The following is a 26,381-nucleotide window of genomic DNA, read 5'->3' on the forward strand; positions in this document are numbered from 1 at the left end:
GTCCTCTGCGCAGTGGGAAGTAGAGGGGGCATACCGAGACCTGTTCCAGCGCCAGAAACCAAGCGTTCAATAGCCCGTCATCTCCAGATACCCCTGCCCGCCCCGATTACCACTCAACCGCACCGGCCCTTCCCAATACGGAATGCGCAGGTTCATCCAGGCGTCGGGGTTGACTGCATCGAGGGTGATCTGCAGATTTTTTGCAGAAATCCCGATCGACCAGCGCACCGACATCGAACGGCCGGCGACGTTCGCAGTGTCCTGCGGAGTCAGCTTGATCTGCTCGGCGTGCAGCGTTTCTGTCTGGCCATCGGCGGCGATCCACGTGCCGGTGAGATACGGCGCCCCTTCCTTCTGACGCATGCGGTAAAGCATGACGTGTTCGCCGCCATCAAGATGCAGGGAGAACCAGTCCCACCCCGTCTGGTTGGCGGTCAGCGGCTGGCTGCTCCATTCGCGGTCGAGCCATGCCGGACCGTTGACGGTGTAGGTCTGTCCGTCGATCTGAAGAGTGCCGCTGGCCTGGAAAAACGGCTGACTGTAGTAATACGACGCCTGGCCCTGTTCGGATTTCTGGCTGAAACCCTTGTCGCCTTGCAGCACCAACGGGCGACTGGAGGCAAGGCGCAGTTGGTAGCTGAAGTTTTTATCCCGGGCGCTGAGCTGCAAGTCTGCCAGCGGATCGCTCGCCTGACTGACGAAACGCCAGTCATCGATCCACGCCTCGAACGGCGCTGCACGCACCCCGGCCTGCCCTACGCCGCCACGGGCATAGCGCTCAGCGGCGTGGTGGACGCTGGCCGAGGTCACCGCCGCATGCCCGAGCCAGATCGTCTGGTTGGCCCAGCCCGGCTGCTGCGGCGCAGCGTTCAAAGCACTACGAAACAACGTCCACTGCACGCCGAAATCGTTGCCCTGCGCATCCTTGAGATTGGCCGTCACGTACCACCATTCGATACGAAAACCGTCATGGGCACCGTGATCTGCCGGAAAGCTGAACACCCGCCCCGGCACCACCGGCGTGAAGGCCTGCGCCTGATTGCCCATTCCGGCGAAGCCTTTTTGCTCCGGCGCCTTGTCATCGCAGCCACCGAGCATCAACAGCAACATCATCGCGACGAACCTAATCTTCATGAGCAAACGTCCTCAACAGATCCGCCGGTTGCGTGCGGTACAGCGAATACAGCGGCCACGCCGAAGCCAGCAACGTCGCCAGCAGCGCCAGCCCCATCAGTTGCAGTAACTGCAATGGAAACACCCGCAACGGCAGACGCCAGCCAAAGGCCTGAACGTTGATCACCGCGTCCAGGCACCACGCCAGGCCGATGCCCAACGGCAAGGCCAGCACCAGCGTCAGCAGCGCCAGAAGCCACGTCTGCCCGAGGTTGAGCAGCATCAACTGCCGCCGCGTCACGCCCAACGCCCACAATGGTGCGAGCTGGCCGAGACGGCTCTGGCTCTGGGTCAGCAGGCTGATGAACAGCGCCACACCGGCGACCGCCAGGGTCAGACTGTTGAGCGCGGCTGTCGCGGCGAAGGTGCGTTCAAACACCTGAACCGACCAGCCCTTGAGCCGCGCCTGATCGACGATGCGACTGTCATCAAGCTGGAAGCGGGCCTGCAAGGCCGTGAGCAGCGCCGGGATCTTCGGCGGGTCGATGCGCAGGTTGAAGCGATTCGGCGTCAGTTGCGGCCAGCCGCGCAACAGGTGATTGCTGTTAACCAGCACATGGCCTTTGGGATTGCCGTAGTCGGCGTAGATGCCGACGATGCGCGGCGACCATGGCAGCCCCGGTGTGGGAATCGTCAGGTGATCGCCCGGCCGGACCTTGAGTCGGCGGGCGAGTTGTTCGCTGAGCATCACCGCATCGTCGCTCGCCAGCGCCGCCCACGGGTCGTCGCCCCGCGCTTCGAGCAACGGCCAGTGCTGGCGATAGTGCGGATGATCGATGATCCCGAACACGTCCGCCGGCCAGCCTTGCAGCGTCACCGAAACCTGCCAGTTAGGCATGATTGCGGTGACGTTTGGTTGCTGTTTGAGCCAGGTGTACAGCTCGCGGGACTGGGCCGGATTGCTCGGATTCAGGTAGAGCTCGGCGGTGAGCCGTTGTTCGAGCCAGTCGTTAAAAGTCTGGCGGAAACCGGCGGTCATGCTGCCGGCGCCGATGTTCGCCGCCATCGCCAGCAGCAGCGCCATCAACGCCAGGCTCAGCGCCGGCAATTGCTGGCGGCAATCGGCGAGAAACCATTGCCCGAGCACCGAGCGGCTGCGCCCGAGCAAACCGTTGAGCAGCGCGCTGAGCAACACCGGCAGCGCCAGCGCGGCGCCGAGCAACAGCCCCGCCATCAATACAAAACCGCTGGCGAGACTGTTGCCCCACACCAGCGCCGCCAACGCAATCGACGCACATACACCGGCCACCCCCCCCTGACGCCGCAACCAGCGCGCATGTTGCTGATGCCAGGCCTGCGGATCCGCCACCGCCAGCAACGGCAGACGCGCCGCCCGCAGCAGACTGTTGGCCCCGGCCAGCAACGCGCCGAGCAGGCTCAAGCCGATGCCGCTGAACCACCACCACGGACTCAGACGCAACTGCCCCGCCACTTCCGCGCCGTACAGACCGCGCAGGCTGGCGGCGACGTCCGGCAACAGCACGCTCGCCAGCCAGTAACCGCTGACCACGCCGAACAACCCGCCGATCAACGCCAGCGCGCCGAGTTCAACGATCAGGCAAGCGATCAACATCCGTGCGCTGACCCCGCAGGCCCTCAAGGTGCGCAGTAATCCCCGGCGCTGCTCCAGCGCCAGACCGATGGCCGCGTGGACAATGAACAAACCGACAATGAACGAGAGAAACCCGAGGGCATCGAGGTTGAGGTGGAAGCTTTCGGTCAGTCGCGCAAGGTTGTTTTCCTCGCCACTGCTTTTGAGCTGCAACTGGCCTTTGAACGCGGCCGGGACGTCGCCGTGGAAATCCTTCGGCAGCAACAGACGTGACAGTTGATCAGGTTGCTCGAGCACGCGCTGTGCGACGCCAATATCCACTAACAGCATGCCGGGGGCCATGTCGATTTGCGCTCGCAGCGGTGGCAGCGTCTGGCCGGTCTCGGTGGCCGGGGTCGCGCCCTCGGCGAGATTCAGCACCCGCAAGGTCTCTGGAGAAATCCAGGTGCTGCCCGGCGGGCTGAAGAACTCGACAACTCGCTCGATCGGCATCGCCTGCCCGGCCACCGCGCTGTCGCCGGGCAAGGACACAGGCTCGATGCCCATCAATTGCAGACGCTGATTTTCGTGGCCCTTGAGAATCAGGCGTCCTTGCAGCACCGGCGACACCGGCCAGCCCAGACGTCGCAGGTCAACGAACCATTGTTGCGGGAAGGTCGCGCCGTTCGGCGTGCTCAGGCTGGCCTGGGGTTCGCCGCCGATCAACTGGCTGGCCCGGGCGTAACTGTCCCGCGCCTGACTGTTGAGCGCTTCGACCCCGGTCAACAGACTGGTGGCCAGCCATAACCCGGTCAGCACGCTGAAAAACTGCACCGGATGGCGCCGCCAGTGACTGAGCAGCGCCATCAACGCGTGGCGGAAAACCCTCACGTCAACCGACCGCTGGACAGCACCACGCGCTCCGCCAGCCGCGCTGCCACGCGCTGACTGTGGGTGACCATCAGCAAGGTGGTCGGGGTGTCATCGAGCAATTCCAGCAACAGTCGCAGCACTTCGTCGCTGGTGGCTTCGTCGAGGCTGCCGGTGGGCTCGTCGGCCAGCAGCAATTTTGGTTGCGAGGCCAGCGCACGACCGAGCGCGACCCGCTGTTGCTGGCCGCCGGAGAGTTGTTCGGGATAGCGCTTGAGCAATTCACCCAGCCCCAGACGCTGCACCAGATGATGCTGCCAGCGCGGATCATGCCGCCCGGCCAGCCGCGCCTGAAACGCCAGGTTGTCCTCGATCCGCAGGCTGCCGATCAGGTTGTACTGCTGGAACACCAGACCGATTTCGGTGCGCCGCCAGTTGGCCAGTTGCGCCTCGTTCATCCGGTCCAGCCGATGTTCGCCGCTGCTGATTGCGCCGCTGTCGACCTTGTCGAGCCCGGCGATCAGGTGCAGCAGCGTGCTCTTGCCGCTGCCCGACTCGCCCATCAGCGCCAGACTGCTGCCGGGCTTGAGCGTCAGGTCGATGCCTTGCAGCACCGGCAACGGGCCTTGCGGGGTGAGGTAGCTTTTGAAGACGTTTTGAACCTGGAGCATGCCGCCATCCGATCGATCCGTGTCGGCCAAGGATAGCGGATACAAGGAATGGATCTGAACTCTGCAGTGTTTGATCCACCCTCATCGCGAGCAGGCTCGCTCCCACAGGGAGCTGCATTCCAAATGTGGGAGCGAGCCTGCTCGCGATGAGGCCAGCCAAGACAACCAATAAATCACTGCCCCACCGCCACACTCGTCGGCGCTTCACCCGGCGTCACGATACTGTTCAGGTCGATGTGTTTCCATTCGGGTTTGGCCCCCAGCCGTGCATTGAAGCGGTAGTTGAAGGTGAACTCATCCGCCGTCGCCACGCTCAGTGGTTTGCCGTAGACCGCTTCGATTCCCGGCAGGTCGTAGCCCATCAACTGCAACAGGGTCGGGAAGATGTTGTAGTGACTGGAGCGGTCCTTGTTCGCCGCCAGTTGCGCCGACCAGTCGAGCGTGTGCAACTGATCGCCCTGGATCACCACCAGTGGCACCAGCCCTTCTTCTTCCACCGGATCGCCGCCACAATGAGTGTTCAGTCCCGGATTCCCACGCTCGTGCAAATCCTGGCCGTGATCGGAGGTGTAGATCAGCAGCGCGTTGTTCAGATTGGCCTGGGTAAATACCCGGGAGAAGAACTCGCCGACATTCCACAGCACGGTGTTCTTGTAGGCGTTGCGATACAGGATCCAGTCATCCGGCTGGCCGTTGAAACCGGTGCGTTCGCCAGTGTCGGCAACTTCCGTGAACTGCCCGCGCGGCAAGGTCGGGCGGTAGGCCATGAAAGCGTCCGGGTATTTGTCGTGCACCGGAAAATGCGCGCCGACCTTGTTGATCAGCACCAGCTCCGGCTTGTCGTCGTTGAGCAGTTCGATCAGCTTGGCGGCAGCGGCCATGTCACGGTCGCGCACGCTGGTCTGGTCGAATTGCACGAATTCGTCAATGTCCTTTTTCTCGGCATCGTTCATCAGGTTCTGCAGGTTGCCACCGGTGCGCTGGGCGTCGATGTAGACCGTGCGCATGCCGGCCTTTTTGGCGTACTGCCAGATCGAGGGCAGCGTGCTGTTGATGCGCATGTAGTCGGCGCGCGTGCCGCCATAACGCAAGGTAACATTGGTGTCGGCGCTGCAATTGGCGATGGAGGCCGCGTAGCCGTAGTTGAAGATCTCGACACCTGGGTGCGCTTGTTTGAGGTTGCTGTGCACGCCGAACGGCGCATTGATGTCCAGGTAATTGCCGGAAATGCTCTCGTCGATGATCAGCACAATGTCATGACCGACCGCCGGACCGTTGCGCGCCAGCGTCACCGGCTCACGCGGGCCGACGGTGTTGTGCAGCGCTTCGTAGCCGAACAGGTTCAGATAGGCCAGCGGCGTGTACATGATCGGCAAACCCCGCGCGCCCTCCCCGGCCCGCACGAACAAAACGGCACTGAGCAGCAGCACGCCGCAAAACGGTGCCGCCACGCGCAAGGCATTGGGCACCGGAATCGAATGACGGGGTTTGAGGCCGATGCCGATCAGCAACAAAAACCCGTTGAGCAGTCCATGAATGATCGCTCCCCGGTATTGATACGCGGCCTCCTGGATGAAGCCGCCGGAATACACCAGCGAGACGAAGCTGCTGTAGGTCAGATAATCGGCAGTGACTCTGGTGTACACATCGAAGAACACGGCCGAAATAAACATCGCTAATGCGAACAAGTGTCGAATGAAAGTCTGACGTATATAAGCCGTTAGTAATAATGCGAAAGTCAGCGCCAAAAACATCGCGCCAAAAAGCAGTACAGAAAAACCGAACCCGATAGCATTTAACCGCTCAAGGTAATAATCGGAATAAAACAGCAGATAAATAATTAAAAGCAGTTCTTTCAGATATCGAAACATGGCGACTCCGGAACGCTTGCGAAGCGTGGAGGGTCAAGAGTTTGTCGGTCAAATTCTGACACTAGCATCGGGCCATCAAAGCGCAAGAAATGCCGGGTTTTTCATAAAAGCGTCAAAAAAACATTGACTCAAACCTGACACACCTTGATCACCGGAAGTCTTTGATTTCGAGGGTTACCACCGTTTGTCGCTTTCTTTTTAATGTGAAAAACATGTCAAGAACGGGACAAATCCAGCTACAGCAAGCACTTGATGGCCATTCGCCCCCAAAAACGGGGGTGTTATACACCTGCAACATGTCATTTTGCTGACATGCTTTTCCAACTCTGCGCTATACCCCTTTTGACAGTTCAAATTCGATCTTCCCACCACCGTCTTACGAGGCACGCCAATATGGACGTGAGCGTATTTGGTACGGGCTATGTTGGCCTGATACAAGCTGCAGCACTTGCCGATGTCGGACATCGGGTTATGTGCGTAGATATTGATCCAAACAAGATCAAGCAATTACAACAGGCAGTTCCACCTATTAGTGAACCGGGCCTGTCGGCAACTTTGGAAGAGAACATCAAATCGGGCCGTTTGTTATTCAGCACCCAGGCGAGCGATGCGGTGGAACATGCCGAACTGATCTTCATTGCCGTGGGGACGCCTGCCGACGAAGACGGCTCCGCCGACCTCAGCCATGTGCTCAACGTGGCCCGGCAGATCGCCAGTTTCATGGAGGCCGACCGCACACTGATCATCAAATCCACGGTGCCGGTCGGCACGGCGGATCAGGTACTGCACACCGCCGAAGAAGAACTGCAGCGACGCGGCAAAAGCGCCCTGGCGGTGCGTCTGGTGTCCAACCCCGAATTTCTCAAGGAAGGCAGCGCCCTCGCCGACTGCATGCGGCCGGACCGGATCATCGTCGGCACCCGCGACGACCTGGCCCGCGAGCAGATGAGCGAGCTGTACGCGCCGTTCTGCCGCAACCACGAAAAGCTGATGTTCATGGACAACCGCAGCGCCGAGCTGACCAAGTACGCGGCCAACGCGATGCTCGCCACCCGCATCAGTTTCATGAACGAGCTGGCCAACCTCACCGAACTGCTCGGCGCCGACATCGAAGCGGTACGCAAGGGTATCGGCTCCGATCCGCGCATCGGCTATCACTTTATCTACCCCGGCTGCGGCTTCGGTGGTTCGTGCTTTCCCAAAGATTTGCGCGCCCTGCTGCACACCGCCGAACACAACGGCATGCCGCTGAAACTGCTGCGCAGCGTCACCGACGTCAACGACAGCCAGCGGCACATCCTGTTCAGCAAGCTCAAGGCGCAGTTCCCTCAAGGCCTGGCTGGCAAATCGATCGCGATCTGGGGCCTGGCGTTCAAGCCCAACACTGATGACATGCGCGAAGCCCCCAGCCGCTATTTGATGGATGCACTGTGGGCCGAAGGCGCCAGCGTGCAAGCCTACGATCCGGAAGCGATGTCCGAATGCCGGCGCATTTACGGTTACCGCAATGACCTGCACCTGTGCGCCACTCGCGACGACACGCTGGAAGACGCCGACGCCCTGGTGATCTGCACCGAGTGGAAGAATTTCCGCGTGGTGGATTTCGAGCTGCTGGCCAGCAAACTGCGCTCGAAAGTCATCATCGACGGACGCAATCTCTACAACCCGGAACAAGTGGCGGCCGCCGGCCTGCATTACAGCGGCATCGGTCTGCGCCACATCGCGCCTGACGGGTTGCGGCCATGAAAATCCTCGTCACCGGTGCAGCCGGGTTCATTGGTGCTCATTGCGTGCTGCGACTGGTGCGCGACGGGCATCAGGTGATTGGCCTGGACAACTTCAACGGCTACTACGATCCGCAACTCAAGCGCGATCGCGTGGACTGGGTGCGCGAACAGACGGGGGATTTCCAGCTCGCCACGATTGACCTGGCGGACGCGTCGGCTCTGCAAGCGCTGTTCGTGCGCGAACGGCCACAAGTGGTCGTGCACCTCGCGGCGCAGGCCGGCGTGCGCTATTCGCTGGAGAATCCACGGGCGTATCTGGACAGTAATCTCGACGGTTTCCTGAACGTACTGGAGTGCTGCCGCCGGCACCCGGTCGAACACCTGATCTACGCCTCATCGAGTTCGGTATACGGCGCCAACCAGCACACACCCTATTCGGTGCAGGACGGCGTCAATCACCCACTGTCGTTGTACGCCGCCACCAAGAAAGCCAACGAACTGATGGCTCACAGCTACAGCCACCTGTTCGGCATCGCCTGCACCGGCCTGCGCTTTTTCACGGTGTACGGGCCCTGGGGCCGGCCAGACATGTCGCCGATCCAGTTCGCCCGGGCGATCAGCGAAGGCTCGCCACTGAAACTGTTCAACTACGGCGAACATCAGCGCGACTTCACCTACATCGACGACATCATCGAAAGCATCGCGCGCCTGATCGAACAACCGCCACGGGCCAATCCCCAGTGGAACCGCGAACAGCCCGACCCGGCCAGCAGCATGGCCCCGTGGCGCTTGTTCAACATCGGCGGCCAGCACCCGGTGGAACTGAAAACCTACCTCGCCCTGCTGGAAAAACACCTCGGCCAGAAAGCCGTGGTCGAGTTGCTGCCGCTGCAACCGGGCGACGTGCTCAACACCTGCGCCGAGGCCAGCGACCTGGCCCAGGCCACCGGGTTCCAGCCCCGGATCGAGCTGGATGAGGGCCTGGGGCGATTCATCGCCTGGTTCCGCGACTACTACCCCACTGCCTGTCACCCACGCGCCGCTCGCGGCTGAACCTCAGCGGAGGACTCCATGACTGGACATGAGAAAGGTGTACCGATCCAACAATTGGTGCGTGATAAACGCATGGATCCGGAACAGCGAATGCGCCTCGACGCGGCGATCCATCGTCAGGGTCGCGGCTGGTTCAGCGGCCGTGACGGCGGTCGCCCGTGGCAACTGTCGCGCACCAATCGGGTGGTGGCCTGCCTTGGCGCGCTGATGATTCTGTTGGTGTTTTCACCATTGCTGATCGGTCTGGCGCTGGCCATCAAGTTCACCAGCAAAGGCCCGGTGATGTTCGTGCAGAAACGCACCGGTTATCGCGGGCGCAAATTCGGCATGTACAAGTTCCGGACCATGGTCGCCAACGCCGAAGAGCTCAAGGAGTCGTTGCGCCACCTGAACAAGCACGGTGCCGACGCTATCGACTTCAAGATCGACCGGGATCCGAGGATCACCGGGATCGGCGGATTCCTGCGGCGTACCAGCCTCGATGAACTGCCCAATCTGATCAACGTAGTGACCGGCGACATGCGCCTGGTCGGCCCTCGCCCGACCTCGTTCAACGCCTACCGCTACAAGGACAGTCACCTCGCCCGCCTGGCGATCTACCCCGGCATGACCGGCCTGTGGCAGATCTCCGGACGCAGCAATATCGACTTCGACCAGCGCGTTGAGTTGGACCTCAGCTACATCGCCGAGCAGAGCCTTTTGCTTGATTTGAAGATCCTGTTGAAAACCCCTTTCAAAGTATTCAGCGGCCACGGAGCAAGCTAATGGACGGTTCAACCAACAAAAGTCTGAGCATCGCCAGCCCCAGCGAGTCGAACCTGACCTCGACCGTGCTGGACCTGGATCTGCGGATCCTGTTCCTGACCGCCGCCAACCCCGGCGCCGGCACCACCACCAGCGCCCTGGCCCTGGCCAGTCAACTGGCGCAGATGAGCAGCGGTCAGGTGCTGTACGTAGACGCCAGCCAGTCGGCGACCAACCTCACGCAGCAACTGAACCTGAACAAGGAGCGCGGCCTGCGCGACCTGCTGTTCAACCCCGACAACCCGCCGCTGTTGCAGGATTGCGTGGTGCAGGTGTCGAGCCTGCCATTCCACGTGCTGCCCAACGGCCGGCCGATCCGCACCATGGAACACCTGACCGCCGAGCGCCTGAGCCCGTTGCTCGACCAGTTGGGCAGTCAGTACCGCTTCGTGGTGATCGACGGCGACGCGGTGTATTCGGCCGCCGACACGCTGGTGATCAGCACCCAGGTCGATGGCGTGGTGTTCGTGGTACGGGCCGAAGACACCCGCTGGGAAGTCGCGCAAGCGGCCGTGCAGCGGTTGACCCAAGCCGGGGCGAAAGTGGTCGGCAGCGTGTTCAACCGGCGCAAGTACTACATGCCCAAATGGCTGTACAAAAACCTGTAAGCAACCGCGAGGGATGACGCCATGAACGCCAAGATACTGGTTCTGCTGATGCTGCCGCTCGCAGGTTGCTCAAGCACCTCCGACACTCAAAACATGCCGGTGAATATCCTCACCGCCACCCCGGCCAACGCTCAGGCCACCGACATGCCCAAGGTCGAACAGACCCTGCGCCCGCAGGATGTGCTGGATGTGATCTTCCACATCAGCACCAGCGGCTCGGACGCCTACCGCGTGCAGTCGGGTGACCAGATCGGTCTCAACTTCACCGCTGCCAGCCAGCTCAATGGCAATCAACTGGTGCTGCCGGACGGCACCATCGAGCTGCCGGGCGCCAACACCTCAGTGAAGATCGCCGGGCTGACCAGCGATGAAGCGCGCCAGGAAATCCAGCGCGCCTATCAGCGCAAACAACTGTTCCAGCCCAACCGCAATCAGTTGACGGTGCAGATCATCAGCCCGCTGACCAATGAGCAGAACCTGAAAAACGCCCTCAACCATCCGGCCACCGGCATGAGCCGCGAGATCACTGTCGGCACCGACGGCTACGCGAGCTTCCCGGAAATCGGCGCCGTGCCGCTGCAAGGCATGACCGTCAACCAACTGGAAACCTTCCTCAACAAGAAGTACGCGCAACTGCCGGGGCGGATGACCGTAGACGTGTTGCTCAAGTCCACCGCCGGCAACGAAATCTATGTGCTGGGCGAAGTCGGTCAGCCGGGCTCCTACCCGATCCGCCGGCCGGTCTCGGTGCTTGAAGCGCTGACTCTGGCGCGCGGCACCAACGTCAAGGCACGGCTGGATTCGGTGGTGATCATGCGCCGTAACGGCAACCAGGTGCAGGCCGTGCGTTACGACGTCGAGAAAGCATTGTCGGGCGAGGCGCCGCAAATCGCCTACCTGCAACCGGACGACATGCTCTACGTGCCGAAAACCAAACTGGCCAGCGCCGGCGAACTCGCCCGGCAACTGGCTGACGTGGTGCTGTTCCAGGGTGTGGGTTTCAGCTTCGGCTACCGCGTCGACAACAAAGACAGCAACAACAACTGACTCTCAGGTGACCGATCATGAATCCAAAGGAAAACTACCTGCATGAGTTCTTCAGGATCTTCTTCGCCAACAAGCAACTGGTGAAGCGTGTCTTCCTGATCTTTGCAGTAATCGCGCTGGTGCTGCCACTGCTGCTCAAACAGAGCTTCGATATCACTGCCCAGGTGATCGTGCAGTCGAAAAAACTTTCCCAGGGCGACGCCACCACGTCGCTGACCGTGGATAACGCCACCTTCATTCCGCCGTCGCTGGCGGACATGGAAACCGAGAGCAATATCCTGCGCTCGCCGGCGCTGATCCGTCAGACCATCAGCGAGCTGCGCGACAAGGGCGAATACACTCCGTCGCCCGGCATGTTCAGCAAACTGGTGAGCGAGCCGTTCAAGCGCTACATCAGCTCGCCGCTGCGTCAGTACGTGATCAACCCCGTGCGCAACACGCTGGGGCTTGAGACCGATCCGGTGCGCGACACCGCGCTCGATGCACTGACCCAGCAAGCCATGGACAGCCTGAAAATCGAGACCCTGCCCGGTTCCAACGTGATCTCGATCGTCTACAGCTTCCCCGATCCGCATCAAGGCACGACCTTCGTTTCCGCCCTGCTGCAAAACTATCTGGTCAGTCGTCAGGCGCTGCAATCGATCGATTTGCCACAGTCGTTCTACGAATCGAAAAAACACCTGTACCAGGTGCGCCTCGATGGACTGGAAGGCAACCGGCAAGCCTTGCTGGAAAGTGTCGGCGCGTCCGATCCGAAAGAAGAAATCACCTTCCGCCTCAACGCGATCAACACCGAAGAGCAGGCACTGAACCTGTATCGCGATCGCCTGCTGCAAAGCCAACGCTGGCTGGAATACCTGAAAACCAGCCTGGCCGCCGCCAGCAACAACAAGCTCAATGACTACACCTTTCCCTACACCTTCACCACCACCGTGGACAACGTGGCGTTTGAAGACCGGGAAATCAAACAGCTCGGCGAGCAACTGACCACCCAGGTCAGCCGCTACATGAACGATCTGGCCGTGTTCCAGCCCGGCAGTGAGCCGATGCTGCTGACCCGCGAACAAATCGCCCGTACCCGCCAGCAGTTCCTCAAAGTGGTGAGCAACCGCATCCAGGAACGCACCAACGACCTGGCGGTGGTGCAGCAGGTGATCGATCAGAAAACCGCGCGCATCGCCGAGTTCAAGGCACGCATCCACGAACTGCAACAGACCCAGAGCAAGCTGCGGCAAATGGATACCGAGATCGATGCGCTGCACGCCGCTTTCTCGACCTACGCCCAGCGGTTTGCCGAAAGCAGCACCACCCGTTCGCTGAACGACGACTTGTCCAACGCCCGGGTATTGAGCCCACCGTTCGAGCCGACTGAAGCGGCGTTCCCGAAACCGATGCTGATCATTCCGTTCGGGCTGTTCACCGGTCTGTTACTCGCGATTGCACTGGTCTACGTGCGTGAGTTCTTCGATCACCGCTTCAAACACCCGGCGCAAATCAGCCACGAGCTGGGCCTGCCGGTGCTGCTGGTGATCAACGATCAAAATGCACTGCCGAGCAATCCGCACAAGAACTGGACCGTACCAAGCTTCGTGCACTGGGTGCGCAATTGAACACGCCCTCTACCCAGAACGCCGCGCTGCCGATCATGCATTTGCTCAGCAGCGGCGGGTTCTACGGGGCCGAGCGGATGTTGCTCGATCATTGCCTGGCGACGCCGGGGCAGCACCAGGTGCTGTTTCTCGACGCGCCACCGGAACTGATTGCGCGTTTTCGCGAGGCCGGCGTCGATGCACAAGGCTGCGCAGGGCTCGCTGCCCTGCTGCGGCACTTGCGTCAGCGGCGCGGTGAACGTCCGTTGATCAACACCCATAATTTCAAGGGGCTGTTGTTCGGTTGGGTCGGCGCCACGCTGTTGCGCCTGCCGCTGGTGATCACTCAACACGGTTTTACCCCGCGCAGCCGCAAGCAGAAGTTCTACACCTGGCTGAGCCTGCAACTGTGCCGCACGGCGTCGGTGGATCGGGTGGTCTGCGTCGCTGAAAGCATCGCGGTGTTGCACCGTCAGGCCAGCGTGCGCGCGGAAAAATTGCAGGTGATCCCCAACGGATTGCCGGCAGTCGCCACCCTGCTTTCCGATGCGCCCCGGCAACGCTGGCTCGCCGGATACGTCGGGCGTTTGAGCAGTGAAAAAGGCCCGGACCTGTTTCTCGACGCGCTGATTCCGCTGTGTCATCAACACCCGCAACTCGACGCGGTGATGCTCGGCGACGGCCCGGAACGCGAAGACTTGCAGGCACGGATCGACGCCGCCGGTTTGCAGCAGCGCATCCGCTTGCCGGGTTATCAGACCGACATGGGTCACTGGTGGCAGCAACTCGATGCGCTGGTGATCAGCTCGCGCACTGAAGGCACACCGATGATTCTGCTGGAAGCGATGCAGGCCGGGGTGCCGGTGGTGGCATTCGGCGTCGGCGGAATTCCCGATGTGCTGGAGCACCGCCACAACGGTTTGCTCGCTGCCCCGACCGATAGCGCCGCCCTCGCCCGCCAGCTCGACACGTTGCTGTCCGAGCCAGGCCTGGCGCGGCAACTGCGCGACAACGCAAAACGCACGCAACAGGACCGCTACGACCTCAAGGCCCTGGCCGAACGCTGGTCGCAGCTGTACATCCGCACGGCACGGGAGGCACGCGCATGATTTTCCCGCTCTCGATCGTCAGTCTGCTGGGCCTGGTCTGCATCGCTCTGCTGGCCAGCCCCTGGCCCTACCTCGCGCCGGGCGCAGTACTCGGTCTGGTGGGGTTCGCGGTGTTGTACCGCAAACCGACCTGGGGCCTGCTCGGCATTGCCGCCCTGGTGCCGTTCGAGGGTTTCTTCAAGGACAGCTCGTTGTCGGGCAGCAAACTGATCGGCGCTTCGCTGGCGGTGATCCTGATGCTGCAACTCGCGATGCACCAGATTCCCTCGGATCGCCTGCGCAGCAATATCTGGCGCTTTCTGATCGCCTTTATGACTCTGTACTTTCTGAGCCTGCTCAACACCGATGACATGGGCATGTCGCTCGGTCACCTGCGGGAAATCAGCGTCGGTCTGATTCTGTTTGTCATCACCCTGTTGATCGGCCGCGAGCTGAACCTCGACCTGTTCGCCCGGCTGGTGACCCTGGCCGTCAGCACGACCTGCGCCATGGCCATGTTCTCCACCAAATTCCAGGATCAGGGCCGCGCCGCCGGCCTGCTCGAAGACCCCAACGCCTTTGCCCTGCTGATCGCATTCGCCATTCCGCTGGGGCTGCTGCTGGTAATTCGCAGCCCGAACCTGCTGCATCGGCTGTTCTGGGGCGGATGCTGCCTGCTGTTGCTCGGCGGCATGACCAAGACCGAATCGCGCTCCGGGCTGGTGGTGCTGGCCTTGAGTCTGGTGATCGGTTGCTGGCACTACCGTGCGCAACTGGCGCGGATTCGTCCGCGTCATCTCGGCTTTGCCATGCTCGGCGCGGCGATCGTGATTCCGCTGGCGATCTACGCGATGCCTGCGGGCTATATCGCCCGTATCCAGTCCCTCAGCGTGTTGAGCGCCGGCGCCAAAGGCCACAATGACGAATCCCTCGGCCGTCGCGCCTCGTACATCGTGGTCGGCGGTCAGATGATCCGCGAGAACCCGCTGCTCGGCTCCGGTCCCGGCACCTTCCCGCTGCACTACGCCACCACCGGCTACGCCAAGGCGTTTTCCGCCAACCGCAAGATCGGCGACCTGTATCGCCGGGCACACAACACCTACCTGGAAATCTTCAGCGAACTGGGGGTTCCCGCCGGCCTGATGTTCGTCGGCATGCTCGCGCTGGGCCTGTACAACCTGATGCGTGCGCGCAAGGCGTGGATGCTGCGGAGCAACTGGCAACAAGCGGATCTGATGACCCACCTCGGGGTGAGTTTCCTGTCGCTGACGCTGTTCCTGATGTTCCTCAGCGCACCGAACCAGAAGTACCTGTGGATCATGCTCGCGCTGACCAGCGTCCTGCGTCTGAAGGCCGAACAGGCGCCAATGACGGAGGCCAAAGCATGAGCCGGATCAGCATCGTCATCCCGATGTTCAATGAGGCCCGGCACATTGGCCGCACCCTGCTGGCCGCGCAGAAAGCCGCGCACGCGGCGAATGTCGAATGCGAGCTGATCGTGGTCGACAACGGTTCCAGCGACGACGGCCCGCAGATCGCCCGGCAGTTCGGCGCCCACGTGCTGGTGATGCCGGGCCTGCTGATCGGCGCCCTGCGCAATCGCGGCACGGCCATCGCCACCGGGGAGTGGCTGGCGTTCATCGACGCCGACATCGAAATGCCCGAAGACTGGCTCACACAATTGTTCGCGCTCGAAGCCGAAGGCCAGGCCGATGTGTTCGGGCTCGACCTGCACACCCCCGCCGCCGCGCCGTGGTACGCCACTGCGTGGCAGCGCCGCACGTTGCGCCCGACGACCCACGCCGCCCATATCGTTGACTGGCTGCCCAGCGCCAACCTGCTGCTGCGTCGGCGCTGGTTCGACAAGGTCGGCGGTTTCAATGAAACCCTGCGCACCGGCGAAGACAAGGAATTCACCCTGCGCCTGAGTGAACAGGGTGCGCGGTTGCTCGCGGTCAACGAAAGCGTGGCGCTGCACTGGGGCTATGAAATGAACTGGCGCGAATGGATGGGCAAGGAAATGTGGCGCCAGGGCAGTCACCTGCAATTGCTGCGCACCCACGGTTTCAGCTTGCGCTTGCTGCGCTTCCCGTTGCTGTCGCTGGTGGCGTGGGTCCTGGATCTGCTGGCGATTTCCGCGCTGCTCAACGGTTTCCCCCACCACGCGGCAATCATGGTGACCATGACGCTGATCCCGGCGCTGGTGCTCAGTGTGCGCCAGAGCCATCGCCAACATGACCTCGGCTTCACCCTGCAATTGTGGGGCCTGCACTGGGTGCGTCTGCACCTGGCCGGTGCCGCGTTCATTCTCAGTCTGTGTCATTGGAACGCCAGGAGGCCTGCCCGTGGCTGAATTCATTTTCTGGATGTGCCTGCTGCTGCCGGTGTACGCCTATGTCGGCTACCCGCTGCTGTTGACGCTGCTCGCGCCGCTGTTCCCGGCGTGGCGCCACAGCCCGGCACCGCCGCTGAACATCAGCGTCGTCATCGCCGCCCACAACGAAGCGCGGCATATCGAACACAAGCTGCGCTCGCTGCTGTCCCAGGATTATCAGCCGGCGACCCTGCAAATCATTCTGGCCAGCGACGGTTCCACCGACGACACGGTGGCCTGCGCGCACAAGGTCGTCGACCCGCGCATCACCGTGCTCGACCTGCCCCGCCAGGGCAAGGCTGCCACGCTGAACGCCGGTGCGGCTTTGGCCACGGGCGACATTCTGGTGTTCACCGATGCCGACAACCAATGGGCGCGCGAAACCCTCGGCTACCTGCTGGCGCCCCTGAGCGATCCGCAGGTCGGCGCCTGCGCCGGGCACATGGTGATCCCGGTCACCGGTGGCGGCTTGAGCATCGGCGACAGTCTTTATCGGCACTACGAAGGCTGGTTGCGCCGGGTCGAGAATCGCACCGGTTGCATGGTCTCCGCCGACGGCGCCCTGCTCGCCCTGCGCCGCGAACTGTTCGAGAACGTGCCGGCCGAGGTCAACGACGATTTCTTCATCAGCACCTGCGCCCCGGTGAAATTCAAACGCATTGTCTACGTGCCCGAAGCGCAAGTGATCGACCACGGTGTGGACGAAGCGGACAAGCAATTTCGCCGTCGCCAGCGGGTCACCGTCGGCGGGCTGCAAAGCCTGGCGCAGCGCAGTGAACTGCTCAATCCGTTCAAGCATGGGCTGTACTCGATTGCGTTGATCAGCCACAAGTTGATCCGCCGCCTGGCGCCGATCCTGTTGCTACCGCTGCTGCTGAGCAATTTCTGGCTGTGGGAAGACCACGGTTTCTATCGCCTTTGCCTGATCGCGCAATTGGTCGGCTACGCCATCGCGATTGCCGGCCTGCTGGATTCGCAACACCGCTTACCCAAACCGTTCCGCCTTGCGGCATTCCTGCTGGTGACACTGGCGGGCATGAGCATCGGCCTGTGGCAGTTCCTGCGCGGCCAGCGTTACGCCCAGTGGAACCCTGACCAAAACCGTTGAGAGGGACAGAGCCATGGCGATCAAACAACTGATAAAACGCACCAGCGGCTGGCTCTATCTCAACTCGTCCGTGGGGCGAAACCAGTTACACGGCGCCGGCGTGATCCTGATGTTGCACCGGGTGCTGTCCAACGACCGCGCCGCCGACCTGCCGCACCGCAACGAACTGTGCGTCGGCCCCAAGGCCTTCGAACATCTGCTGGTGTGGCTGCGCAAGCATTTCGATTGCGTGCCGCTGATGGAAATCCTCCAGCCCAACGCCTTGCGCACCGAGCGCCCACAAGTAGCGCTGACGTTCGACGACGGCTGGCGCGACAACGCCGCCAATGCCTTTCCGCTGCTACAGAAACATCAGGTGCCGGCGAGCATTTTTCTCTCCACCGATTTCATCGGCAGCCGTCAGCGTTTCTGGTGGGAAAGCATCGGTGAAACCCTGTGGGGCAGCCACGGCGAAAAGCCGCGCATGCACCTGATCGAATGTTTGCAGTCGATCCACCATCCCGTGCCGGTGTTGCTGGACGACATCGACGTGGATCGGCGCAGCCTGACCCTGTTGCATTACCTGCAAGGGCTTAAAGCGCTTGACCCGATGATGCTCGAACGCCTGACCGACGAGTGCCCGCAAGAGTCGCAACCTCAGGCACTGGATTGGCATCAGGTGCGGGCGATGGAGTCTTCCGGCCTGGTGCGTTTCGGCCCCCACGGCGCCAGTCACGCGATCCTCACAGGCCTTGACGATGTGCGCCTGGGCGAAGAAATCAGCCGCAGCCGCGATGCCATGTTCAATGGCTGCAACCGCCCGCTGCCGGTGTATTGCTACCCCAACGGTGACAACGATGAGCGCGTGCGCGAACAGATTGCCCATCACGATTACCCCTTCGCGCTCGGCACTGGCAGCGGCATCTATCGCGGCACCGGTGATCCGCTGAACCTGCCGCGCTTCGGTGTCAGCCAGCGCACCGCGCGCAATCCGGAGTTGCTGTCGTGGCGGATCTATCGCGGGGCGCGGCCATGAGTCGAGGCAGTTACCTCAAGCATCTGGCGCTGAGCATGGGCACCAAACTGGCGATGATCGCCCTGCGCCTGCTGAGGAATGTGCTGCTGGCGCGAATTCTCGGCCCCAGCGAACGGGGCCTGTTCGCCCTGCTCAGCACTCTGCCCGATCTGATCAGCGCCGCCACCAGCGGCGGTTTGAATTCGGCGGTCGGTTATCAGGCGGCCAAGCAACGGCCGATGGGGTTGTTGCTGGCTCAGGTGCTGGTGTTCGGCTGCTTGCTCGCCAGTTTGTTGACCTTGCTGGTGGTGGCGCTGGTGCGCGAGTTCGGCAGTGAACTGGACGTGACCGTGCAACTCGGTCTGCTGGCGTGGCTGTTGTTGCTGGCGGTGCCGTTGACCGTTCTCAAAAGCGGTCTGCTGACCCTTCACAATGCATCAGGCGGGGTGGTCGCGTTCAACGCCTTGCGGCTGGTGGAATCCCTGGCGCCGCTGCTGCTGTTTCTCGCACTGTTCTGGATGTGGAAAGAAGCGGCGCTTGAAGCCGCACTGATCAGTTGGCTGGCCGGGATCAGTCTGGTGGTGCTGGTCGGCTGGCTGTGGCTCAAACGCGCGCAGCCGTTGCAGCTGCAATGGGATCGCGCCAGCCAGAACGAACTGCTGCGCTTCAGTGCGCGCAGTCACCCGGACTTGCTGTTCCAGCAGGTGATCCTGCGTTCCGACTACCTGTTCATTGGCGCCCTGCTCGGCAGCACTGCGCTCGGGCATTACGCGATGGCCAGCGCCGCCGCCGAGTTGCTGCTGATCGTGCCGGAAGCGGTGACCACACCCCTGATGAAACGCCTGCTGCAACAGGACGAAGGCATGGACAAAGTTACGCCGCTGGCCCTGCGCCTGACCGCTACGGTGATGCTCGGTGCCTGCCTGACCATGGCCGTGATCGGCGAATGGCTGATCGTCACCCTGTTCGGCGTCGCCTACCAACCGGCGTATCCGGCGCTGCTCGCGTTGCTGCCGGGACTGCTGGGCCTGTGTTACGCAAGCATCCTGCGCCTGGACCTGATCGGCAAGAACCGCCCCGGCACGGTGTCGTTGCTGATGGGGATCGGCGCGCTGCTCAATCTTGCGCTGAACCTACTGCTGATCCCGGCCTACGGCATCGTCGGCGCGGCGGCGGCTTCGTCGATTGCCTATCTGGCGGTGACCGTGGCAATGCTGGTGTTGTACTGCCGGTTGAGCGGCGTGGCGTTCTGGCAAACCCTGATCATCGTGCCCAGCGACCTCACGCCGATGTGGCTGATGTTGCAGCGCCGCTTTTTACAACGGAAATCCGCATGAAAGCCTTGGCCCTGCTGTTCGGTCTCGGCCTGTCGCTGGACGTCTTCGCGGCGTCGATGCGCTGGGGCGACATTCGCGACGGCAGTCTGTACCTGCAGGCGGATCGCCCCGACACGGTGACCGTGCGCTGGGTGCCGGCGTGGCAGGCAGAGGCCAACGAAGAGCACATTTTCCTGCTCGACGGCCGGGGCCAATTGCAGGGCGACCGCTTGATCAAGGCCAGTGAAACCCGTGGCAGTCAGAGCTGGCCATTGGCGCCGGGGGCCGCGAGTTATCAGCTGGAAATCCCCGGCTACAGCTTCCGCAGTTACCGGGTCGAGCACGACGAAAACATCGTGGCCCTGTTCGCCCCGGCCAAGGTGCATTTCAGCGCGGAAACCCGTAACGGCGATGAACTGTATTTCAAGGTCGCCGCCGGTGAGCACGCGATATTGGCGGGTAAGTTCCACGGCGGGGTCAGCGCCCTGCAAGCGCAGCGGGTCGGTGACGGACAGCCCCTGACATTGGCGCTGAAACCCTATCACGCCTATTGGCAGTTCGATCAGGTGGCGTTGCCGGTCAGCGAGCGCGAGCAGATCTGGCGCCTGCGACTGCAAGGCAGCGGCAAAGCGGCGTTCTGGCTCGACGGCACGGCCAATCTGTTCGCACAGACCCCGCAACAGCTCAAACCGCTGCACGAAGACGACGGCCAGACGCGCCTGACCCTGCACGACAAAGTCCTCGGCCGCACCCCGGATCTGGGCATCGCGCTGCCCTATGTGATGCCGCCGCCGGCTAGTCATCCGCTGCTCGATGCGCTAAAACCGACGGCCGCCAGTTTCTACAGTTTTGTCGACGTAACGGCGAGAAAACCCCACTTCGAAGATGCGTTTCGTCAGGTCTATCAGGACCGTTTCGGCATTCGTCAGGACATCACCTTGCTCGCCGGCAGCCAGCGTCAGGCCGATCTGCGCGCCGACGTGCAAAGCAACAGCGGCCTCGACGCCTGGCTGGCCGGCACCCGTGCGCTGGGCGGCAAAGGCACGCACTACATCGGGTTCGCTGACGAGCCCAACCTGAATTATTCGAGTTACGAGCAATATCGTTCGATCTTCACCAGCATGGCCCGGCAGGTGCGCAACGATCCCGCGAATGCCAGGGCCGGCGTGCGCATCGCGATGCCGGCCAGTTCGCGATTGGTCAACGGCCCGTTCGCCGACAACGCAGCGAACAAGCGGGGGATCGACTGGGCCCGGCGCCTGCTGAATGAGTCCCCCGATCAGGTCGATGCGCTGGCCTGGCACGAATGGATGATTCGCGACCTGCTCGCCACTCGCGTCTACCGCGACAGTGTGCGCCGCGCTGCCGATCTGGTCGGCCTCGACGCCAAGGGCCAGCCGCGCAAGGCCTTGCTGCTGGACCAGACTAACCTGTCCAGCGGCTCGAGCCTGAGCCCGTACGATCAGGAAACCCATTTCACTTCGCTGTGGTGGGCCTCGGTGGTGATCAACGCCTCCCAGGACGGCTTGCTGACCATGCTCAACTGGTTCCAGGCCGCCGATGAGCCGCAATATCCCAAAGGCATGTTGCGGGTGCTGGGCGATGACCGTTTCGAATTGAAACCCGTGGGCCTGGCCCAGCAGTTCATCCAGCAGCACTGGCTGCACAACGTGCTGTGGCTGGAGAACGACGCGTTCGAAGTCGATGTGCTGGCGATGGCCAGCGACGATCAGCGCGGGCTGCTCGGTGTAAACAAAGGCACGCGCTTGCAACGTGTCGATCTGGCGGGCGCCAAATGCCCGTTGAACAACGGCGCCCTGCGCTACTTCGGCGCGGACAATCGCAGCCGCGACGCACCTTTTCACTGCCAGGACGGTCGAGTGCGTTTCGAACTCCCGGGACAGACCCTGTTTGCCCTGAGCTGGAGCGCTTCATGACCGCCCTTTTGATGTTTGGCCGCGCAGTCTTCGTGCCGCGCGATACATCGTCATCAGGAGTGAACAGCATGAATGTCCTGCAAAAACTCAGCGCCCACATCAAGCAGAAAGGCCTGCGGGCCACGCTGGCCAAGGTGTGGAAACACTACATTTTTTCCCATCAGGAACTGCTGTGGATGGAGCGCGATCTGGTCAGTCCGGTGCCGCCCCACAGCCTCAAGCCCTACCCGGCACTGCGGGTGGTGAAAATCACCCCGGACAACGCCAGCGCCTTCGCCCGTTACTTCGGTGACCGCGTCGTCACCATGGCCGAACTGGCCCGGGAAGATCACACCGGGCACATGCATCTGGACGACCAAGGCGACGCGGTGGCCTTCATCTGGGGCTGTCCGCACAACTATTTCGACCGGCATTACTACGGTTGCGAGTTTCCGGTGAAACCCGGCGAGTTCTTCGAGTTCGGCGGTGAACTGACCCGCGCCTATTGGGGCACCGAACTGTCGGTAGACCTGCAACTGGAACTGTGGAAAGCCATGGCCGCCCAGGGCTGCGACAAAGTCGTGGACGTCTGCGAGTTCCACAACATCCCGGCACTCAAGCTGCACCTGCGCATGGGCTATACCGAACAGGGCCGGATCATGAATGTGTATGAGTTGTTCGGCCGCTGGCGCTTCTACCGCGAAACCCGCTACAGCGGCTCGCGCCTGGATGCGCTGCGCAAACCTTCCCGTCCACCTGTTACAGCAGCGGTGACCTGAGCCTATGGCGCAATTCGAATGGCGCACCTCGTTGTGCGCACCTGACTTCCCGGCGGCGGCCTATGAAGCGCTGCGCCTGCGGGTGACGGATCACACGCCGTTCAACAGCCTCGACTGGCTGTGTGCGGCAGAGCAGGCGCTCGATGCGCACGAGCGGCTGCACGTATTGCTGGGTTGGGAAGCAGACGAATTGCGCCTGTGCCTGCCACTGGTGGCGAGCCGTGAACGGTTTTTCGGTTTGCCGTTTCGAGTGGTGCATCACCTGGGTTATCCGCTGGCCGATCGCCTGGCGTTGTTATCGGTTCTGGACGCCGAAAGTATGCGCCAGGCCCTGCGGCTGATTCGCCAGCGAGTGCCCCACGCCCTGCTGCAACTCAACGAAATCAACGAGCCGGTCGGCGACGAAAGCGTGCTCACCGAATGGATGGCCCACAGCTCCACCGGCGAACGTCGCTTGAGCTGTCGGGTGCCGGTGCACCTGATCAGCGACGCCGACCGCCAGGAAGTCTCGGGTGACCCGCGCTACAAACTGCGCCGGGCACGTAAACGGATTGCCGCGTGTGGCGCCGAGGTCCGGCGGATCATTCCCGATGCAGTCACCATGGGCCCGTTGCTGCAGGCCATCAGCGAAGTCGAAGCAGTGAGCTGGAAAGGTGACGAAGGCGTCGGGATCTTTGCCAGCGAGCGCAGCCGCCGCTGCATGGAAAACGCCTTCACCGCCCTCGCCGCTTCGGGCCGGGTCCGCGTCGTGATGCTGGAGCTGGACGGACGTTGCATCAGCTATCGGCTCGGCCTGTTCGAACAGGGTCGGCTCTACGATTACAACCTCGCCTTCCTGCCGCAATACGCCGATCTGGGCAGCGGTCGGGTGTTGCTGGAGGAATGGATTCGCTGGGGGCTGGACGACAACTGGCGCTGGATCGATGCCTCGCGGGTCAGCCTGGAAAACTCCAGCCATCAACTGCACGAACGCATGACCGGGCAACTGGAGCACTGGCGCTGGAGCTTCTACTCGTGGCGCCCGAGCGGTCTGTTGCTGGGACTCGGGCTGCGCGTCTGGCACCGTCTCAAACCTGCTTTGCAACAGTGGCGGGCGAAGCGTGCGGCGGCCAAGGCGGCGGTCATTGCGACACCTGTGATCAACCCCACCAAGGAGGGCGAACATGCCTCGCCAAGTCATAGTCAACGCTGACGATTTCGGCCTCAGTCCGAACGAAAACGCGGTGATCCTCGGTGCGTTCCAGGCCGGGGTCATCAGTTCCGCCACCGCCATGGCCAACATGCCGGCGTTCGAAGCGGCCTGCGCCATGGCCCGGCTGCCGTTGCTGAAGGACCGGATCGGCCTGCACTTCAACCTGACCTACGGCAGGCCCTTGAGCCGGGCCATTCTCGAGCGTCGCACCTTCTGCGACAGCCACGGTGTGTTCGACCTAAACCTGCCGCGCCACAGCCTGTGGCTGGGCCGTGAAGATCGCGAGGCGGTACAGGAAGAATTGCAGGCGCAATGGCAGCGCTGCGTCGATCACGGCGTGCGTCCCAGCCACCTGGATTCACATCAGCACGTGCACAACATCTGGCCGATCGGCGAGATCGTCGCCCGCTTCGCCGCCCATCAAGGAGTGCCCGTGCGCCTGGCGCGCAACCTGGGGCAAAACCTCAGCCTGCCCAAACGCATGTTCAAAGGTTTGCTCAACCGTCGGTTGCAAGATCTGGCCGGAGCCACGGCGGATTACGTCTGCACGCCGGTCGACCTGCGCAACGCTCCCGCGCCGACCGACGGCGTGCTGGAAATCGTCGCCCATCCGAACCAGCTCGGGGATGATTTCGGTGATGCCTATCTGCAACCCGGAGAGTCCCTGAGCCGCGTACTAGAGCAGCGGCTGGCGGGCGTTCCCCGGGTTTGCTATGCCGATCTGAACAAGGATTTTCTACGCGGTGCTGCGGCACTCTGAACCGTTACACAACTTGCAATACTTTCAAAGCTGGCGCTTTGACATGGACTTGCAGGGGTGATCTATACCCACAAAAGCGTCATCCACAACACCCGGGCTTCGGCCACGGAGGGCATCATGAGCGTCATTGAAAAGCTGCGCGAACGTATCAAGCAAAAAGGCCTGGGCCGCACCTTCGGCACGTTGTGGAAACGCTACGTGTTCTTCCATTGGGAGCTGTTGTGGATGGAGCGCGACCTGGTCAGCCCGGTACCGCCGCACAAGCTGCGCCCCTACGACGGCCTGCGCAAAGTCGACATCACCGCAGAGAATGCCGGCGCGTTCGCCAAGCATTTCGGTGACCGCGTGGAGACCATGGCCGAGCTGGCCAACGAGGGCCACACCGGGCACATGTACCTGGACGCCGACGGCCATGCGGTCGGGTTTATCTGGGGCAGCATTCGCGACTACCACGACCGCCACTATTACGGCTGCACCTTCCCGGTCAAACCCGGCGAGTTCTTCGAGTTCGGCGGCGAAATGACCCGCGCCTACTTCGGCAGCAGCCTGTCGGTGGACGTCCAGGTCGCCCTCTGGGAAGCCATGGCCGCCCAAGGTTGCAACAAGGTGGTGGACGTCTGCGAAACCCACAACATCCCGGCGCTGAAACTGCACATCCGCATGGGCTACCACGAACAGGGCCGAGTCATGCACGTCTATTGCCTGTTCGGCAAATGGCGCTTCTTCCGCGAAACCCGCTACGAAGGCTCACGCCTGGACCCGCTGCGCAAACCGGGACGACCGGTAGTGACGGCGGCTGCGCAGGCTTGATCCAGTTTTGAGATTTGCGGCGTTCTCTTTACCGCTTTCGCGAGCAAGCTCGCTCCCACAGTAATTTTCGGTGAACTAAAACACTGTGGGAGCGAGCTTGCTCGCGAAGGGGCCCGTAAGCTCAACACACCGGTTCGCCAGAACTTCAGCTTTTAATGACTATCAACGTAAAACACATCGGCATCTGCGCCTCGCGGTTCTGGTACTGGTCATACACGTCTTCCCGGTTCGAGTGCGGGTATTCCTTGAAGTGCGTGATGTTCAGGCCGGCCTCGATGGCGGCGGTGAAGATCGCACCCAGGGTGTGCACGAACCAGTAGGACTTGGCCGCCGGCTGTTCGACCTTGCCGACGTAAACGATCGGTTCTTCCTGCACGAACGGTTCTTCGCGGAAATATGAGGTGGCGAGGCGAAACGGGTCCACGGCCTCGGGGTCGACCATTTCCAGGAACGGGTGGGTTTCGTAAATCACCAGTTGTCCGCCCGGTTTGAGGACCGAGGCGACGTGGCGCAAGAATTCGCCGATGTCGGGCATCCAGCCAAAGACACCGATGGTGATCAGCGCGACGTCGAAACGGGCGCGCAGCGATTCAGGCAAATGATGAATATCGGCCTCGATAAATTCGGCGTTGTGCGGCGAACGCTTGTTCAGTTCGCGGGCCTGTTCGAGAAACGCGCTCGACTGATCGATACCGACCACTTGCCGCGCGCCGAGAGCAAACAGTGACAGGCTTTCGCGGCCATTGTTGCAACACAGCTGCACAACGTTTTTGCCATCGACACCGACCTCTTCGAGCAAGCCGCGAAGGGTGTCGTCGAGGCAGGAAAAGTCAGCCTGCATGACCTCGGTCAGCAAAGCCTGCCAGTCGGGTGAGTCCTGGTGATGGCGGGCGGAATCGTTCCACGCCTGACGATTGCTCTCGACGGCATTTTTATTGTTTGGCACTTCCATGGCGCACTCCGGGCGATGCTCTTGATTGAGCGGCCCGAGTCTAGTTCAGCCTCGCGTTACAGGTTGTTGCGAACTTGTAAGCCGGCAAACTTGCACCAGCGCCTGCACCAACGCCTGCAGCGCGGGCAGCTATAGTTAATAGCCTTGG

Annotated in this window: 22 protein-coding genes; 17 read left to right on the forward strand and 5 right to left on the reverse strand. The window is 62.1% G+C overall.

Annotated features, from left to right (window positions below; genetic code table 11):
* Nucleotides 1-66 precede the first annotated feature (66 nt).
* From N8H71_RS25195 to N8H71_RS25210, 4 genes are all read right to left on the reverse strand, one after another.
* Nucleotides 67-1,134, reverse strand: coding sequence for a lipocalin-like domain-containing protein (locus N8H71_RS25195; RefSeq protein WP_262196074.1), 1,068 nt, complete (start codon nucleotides 1,132-1,134; stop codon nucleotides 67-69).
* On the reverse strand, nucleotides 1,124-3,595 hold the full coding sequence (locus tag N8H71_RS25200; protein WP_262196075.1) for an ABC transporter permease: 2,472 nt from the start codon (nucleotides 3,593-3,595) through the stop codon (nucleotides 1,124-1,126). Before N8H71_RS25200 ends, N8H71_RS25195 begins: the two co-directional genes overlap by 11 nt.
* Entirely contained in the window at nucleotides 3,592-4,245 is a 654-nt protein-coding gene (locus N8H71_RS25205) for an ABC transporter ATP-binding protein (protein ID WP_262196076.1), read from the reverse strand. Before N8H71_RS25205 ends, N8H71_RS25200 begins: the two co-directional genes overlap by 4 nt.
* A gap of 173 nt (nucleotides 4,246-4,418) precedes the next feature.
* Nucleotides 4,419-6,116 carry a sulfatase-like hydrolase/transferase gene (locus N8H71_RS25210; RefSeq protein WP_262196077.1) on the reverse strand — a complete coding sequence of 566 codons (1,698 nt, stop codon included), beginning with the start codon at nucleotides 6,114-6,116 and terminating at the stop codon, nucleotides 4,419-4,421.
* A gap of 393 nt (nucleotides 6,117-6,509) precedes the next feature.
* Here N8H71_RS25210 and N8H71_RS25215 point away from each other — a divergent pair, with 393 nt between their 5' ends.
* The 17 genes from N8H71_RS25215 (at nucleotide 6,510) to N8H71_RS25295 (ending at nucleotide 25,281) form a co-directional block, all read left to right on the forward strand.
* Nucleotides 6,510-7,862, forward strand: coding sequence for a UDP-glucose dehydrogenase family protein (locus N8H71_RS25215; protein WP_262196078.1), 1,353 nt, complete (start codon nucleotides 6,510-6,512; stop codon nucleotides 7,860-7,862).
* Nucleotides 7,859-8,896: an NAD-dependent epimerase gene (locus N8H71_RS25220; RefSeq protein WP_262196079.1), complete on the forward strand. Its 1,038-nt coding sequence runs from the start codon at nucleotides 7,859-7,861 to the stop codon at nucleotides 8,894-8,896. Before N8H71_RS25215 ends, N8H71_RS25220 begins: the two co-directional genes overlap by 4 nt.
* 18 nt (nucleotides 8,897-8,914) lie before the next feature.
* Nucleotides 8,915-9,661 carry a sugar transferase gene (locus tag N8H71_RS25225; RefSeq protein ID WP_262196080.1) on the forward strand — a complete coding sequence of 249 codons (747 nt, stop codon included), beginning with the start codon at nucleotides 8,915-8,917 and terminating at the stop codon, nucleotides 9,659-9,661.
* Complete coding sequence (locus N8H71_RS25230; protein ID WP_262196081.1) at nucleotides 9,661-10,308, forward strand: CpsD/CapB family tyrosine-protein kinase; 648 nt, start codon at nucleotides 9,661-9,663, stop codon at nucleotides 10,306-10,308. Before N8H71_RS25225 ends, N8H71_RS25230 begins: the two co-directional genes overlap by 1 nt.
* A gap of 21 nt (nucleotides 10,309-10,329) precedes the next feature.
* On the forward strand, nucleotides 10,330-11,355 hold the full coding sequence (locus N8H71_RS25235; RefSeq protein WP_085686217.1) for a polysaccharide biosynthesis/export family protein: 1,026 nt from the start codon (nucleotides 10,330-10,332) through the stop codon (nucleotides 11,353-11,355).
* A gap of 17 nt (nucleotides 11,356-11,372) precedes the next feature.
* Nucleotides 11,373-12,965 (forward strand): GumC family protein, encoded by a 1,593-nt coding sequence (locus N8H71_RS25240; RefSeq protein WP_262196082.1) that lies wholly within the window; start codon nucleotides 11,373-11,375, stop codon nucleotides 12,963-12,965.
* Between the two features lie 35 nt (nucleotides 12,966-13,000).
* Nucleotides 13,001-14,053 (forward strand): glycosyltransferase family 4 protein, encoded by a 1,053-nt coding sequence (locus N8H71_RS25245; RefSeq protein WP_431768323.1) that lies wholly within the window; start codon nucleotides 13,001-13,003, stop codon nucleotides 14,051-14,053.
* Nucleotides 14,050-15,420 (forward strand): O-antigen ligase family protein, encoded by a 1,371-nt coding sequence (locus N8H71_RS25250; protein WP_262196084.1) that lies wholly within the window; start codon nucleotides 14,050-14,052, stop codon nucleotides 15,418-15,420. Before N8H71_RS25245 ends, N8H71_RS25250 begins: the two co-directional genes overlap by 4 nt.
* Nucleotides 15,417-16,385 (forward strand): glycosyltransferase, encoded by a 969-nt coding sequence (locus N8H71_RS25255; protein ID WP_262196085.1) that lies wholly within the window; start codon nucleotides 15,417-15,419, stop codon nucleotides 16,383-16,385. The genes N8H71_RS25250 and N8H71_RS25255 overlap by 4 nt, the downstream gene beginning before the upstream one ends.
* A complete protein-coding gene (locus tag N8H71_RS25260) occupies nucleotides 16,378-17,514 on the forward strand; it encodes a glycosyltransferase (protein WP_262196086.1) in 1,137 nt (378 codons plus the stop codon). Before N8H71_RS25255 ends, N8H71_RS25260 begins: the two co-directional genes overlap by 8 nt.
* A 13-nt stretch (nucleotides 17,515-17,527) precedes the next feature.
* Nucleotides 17,528-18,529, forward strand: coding sequence for a polysaccharide deacetylase family protein (locus N8H71_RS25265; RefSeq protein ID WP_262196087.1), 1,002 nt, complete (start codon nucleotides 17,528-17,530; stop codon nucleotides 18,527-18,529).
* The gene (locus N8H71_RS25270; RefSeq protein WP_262196088.1) at nucleotides 18,526-19,845 is read left to right on the forward strand and encodes a lipopolysaccharide biosynthesis protein; all 1,320 of its coding nucleotides are present in this window, start codon (nucleotides 18,526-18,528) and stop codon (nucleotides 19,843-19,845) included. Before N8H71_RS25265 ends, N8H71_RS25270 begins: the two co-directional genes overlap by 4 nt.
* On the forward strand, nucleotides 19,842-21,761 hold the full coding sequence (locus N8H71_RS25275; protein ID WP_262196089.1) for a hypothetical protein: 1,920 nt from the start codon (nucleotides 19,842-19,844) through the stop codon (nucleotides 21,759-21,761). The genes N8H71_RS25270 and N8H71_RS25275 overlap by 4 nt, the downstream gene beginning before the upstream one ends.
* 68 nt (nucleotides 21,762-21,829) lie before the next feature.
* On the forward strand, nucleotides 21,830-22,519 hold the full coding sequence (locus N8H71_RS25280; protein ID WP_262196090.1) for a GNAT family N-acetyltransferase: 690 nt from the start codon (nucleotides 21,830-21,832) through the stop codon (nucleotides 22,517-22,519).
* 4 nt (nucleotides 22,520-22,523) lie between these two features.
* A complete protein-coding gene (locus N8H71_RS25285; RefSeq protein WP_262196091.1) occupies nucleotides 22,524-23,711 on the forward strand; it encodes a GNAT family N-acetyltransferase in 1,188 nt (395 codons plus the stop codon).
* Nucleotides 23,683-24,471, forward strand: coding sequence for a ChbG/HpnK family deacetylase (locus tag N8H71_RS25290; RefSeq protein WP_262196092.1), 789 nt, complete (start codon nucleotides 23,683-23,685; stop codon nucleotides 24,469-24,471). The genes N8H71_RS25285 and N8H71_RS25290 overlap by 29 nt, the downstream gene beginning before the upstream one ends.
* 117 nt (nucleotides 24,472-24,588) lie before the next feature.
* The gene (locus tag N8H71_RS25295; protein WP_179695632.1) at nucleotides 24,589-25,281 is read left to right on the forward strand and encodes an N-acetyltransferase; all 693 of its coding nucleotides are present in this window, start codon (nucleotides 24,589-24,591) and stop codon (nucleotides 25,279-25,281) included.
* 145 nt (nucleotides 25,282-25,426) lie between these two features.
* Here N8H71_RS25295 and N8H71_RS25300 read toward each other — a convergent pair whose 3' ends face one another.
* Complete coding sequence (locus tag N8H71_RS25300; protein WP_262196093.1) at nucleotides 25,427-26,233, reverse strand: class I SAM-dependent methyltransferase; 807 nt, start codon at nucleotides 26,231-26,233, stop codon at nucleotides 25,427-25,429.
* Nucleotides 26,234-26,381: the final 148 nt, after the last annotated feature.

Source organism: Pseudomonas koreensis (assembly GCF_025447595.1).
GTDB classification, from domain to species: domain Bacteria; phylum Pseudomonadota; class Gammaproteobacteria; order Pseudomonadales; family Pseudomonadaceae; genus Aquipseudomonas; species Aquipseudomonas koreensis_H.

Bases quoted from the DNA above. Each gene is read 5' to 3' on its own strand.
- N8H71_RS25220 (WP_262196079.1), top strand. From the start codon at position 7,859: ATGAAAATCCTCGTCACCGGTGCAGCCGGGTTCATTGGTGCTCATTGC.
- N8H71_RS25295 (WP_179695632.1), top strand. From the start codon at position 24,589: ATGAGCGTCATTGAAAAGCTGCGCGAACGTATCAAGCAAAAAGGCCTG.
- N8H71_RS25225 (WP_262196080.1), top strand. From the start codon at position 8,915: ATGACTGGACATGAGAAAGGTGTACCGATCCAACAATTGGTGCGTGAT.
- N8H71_RS25245 (WP_431768323.1), top strand. From the start codon at position 13,001: ATGCATTTGCTCAGCAGCGGCGGGTTCTACGGGGCCGAGCGGATGTTG.
- N8H71_RS25215 (WP_262196078.1), top strand. From the start codon at position 6,510: ATGGACGTGAGCGTATTTGGTACGGGCTATGTTGGCCTGATACAAGCT.
- N8H71_RS25300 (WP_262196093.1), bottom strand. From the start codon at position 26,233: ATGGAAGTGCCAAACAATAAAAATGCCGTCGAGAGCAATCGTCAGGCG.
- N8H71_RS25275 (WP_262196089.1), top strand. From the start codon at position 19,842: ATGAAAGCCTTGGCCCTGCTGTTCGGTCTCGGCCTGTCGCTGGACGTC.
- N8H71_RS25280 (WP_262196090.1), top strand. From the start codon at position 21,830: ATGAATGTCCTGCAAAAACTCAGCGCCCACATCAAGCAGAAAGGCCTG.
- N8H71_RS25270 (WP_262196088.1), top strand. From the start codon at position 18,526: ATGAGTCGAGGCAGTTACCTCAAGCATCTGGCGCTGAGCATGGGCACC.
- N8H71_RS25205 (WP_262196076.1), bottom strand. From the start codon at position 4,245: ATGCTCCAGGTTCAAAACGTCTTCAAAAGCTACCTCACCCCGCAAGGC.
- N8H71_RS25290 (WP_262196092.1), top strand. From the start codon at position 23,683: ATGCCTCGCCAAGTCATAGTCAACGCTGACGATTTCGGCCTCAGTCCG.
- N8H71_RS25195 (WP_262196074.1), bottom strand. From the start codon at position 1,134: ATGAAGATTAGGTTCGTCGCGATGATGTTGCTGTTGATGCTCGGTGGC.
- N8H71_RS25265 (WP_262196087.1), top strand. From the start codon at position 17,528: ATGGCGATCAAACAACTGATAAAACGCACCAGCGGCTGGCTCTATCTC.
- N8H71_RS25255 (WP_262196085.1), top strand. From the start codon at position 15,417: ATGAGCCGGATCAGCATCGTCATCCCGATGTTCAATGAGGCCCGGCAC.
- N8H71_RS25240 (WP_262196082.1), top strand. From the start codon at position 11,373: ATGAATCCAAAGGAAAACTACCTGCATGAGTTCTTCAGGATCTTCTTC.
- N8H71_RS25230 (WP_262196081.1), top strand. From the start codon at position 9,661: ATGGACGGTTCAACCAACAAAAGTCTGAGCATCGCCAGCCCCAGCGAG.
- N8H71_RS25210 (WP_262196077.1), bottom strand. From the start codon at position 6,116: ATGTTTCGATATCTGAAAGAACTGCTTTTAATTATTTATCTGCTGTTT.
- N8H71_RS25250 (WP_262196084.1), top strand. From the start codon at position 14,050: ATGATTTTCCCGCTCTCGATCGTCAGTCTGCTGGGCCTGGTCTGCATC.
- N8H71_RS25285 (WP_262196091.1), top strand. From the start codon at position 22,524: ATGGCGCAATTCGAATGGCGCACCTCGTTGTGCGCACCTGACTTCCCG.
- N8H71_RS25235 (WP_085686217.1), top strand. From the start codon at position 10,330: ATGAACGCCAAGATACTGGTTCTGCTGATGCTGCCGCTCGCAGGTTGC.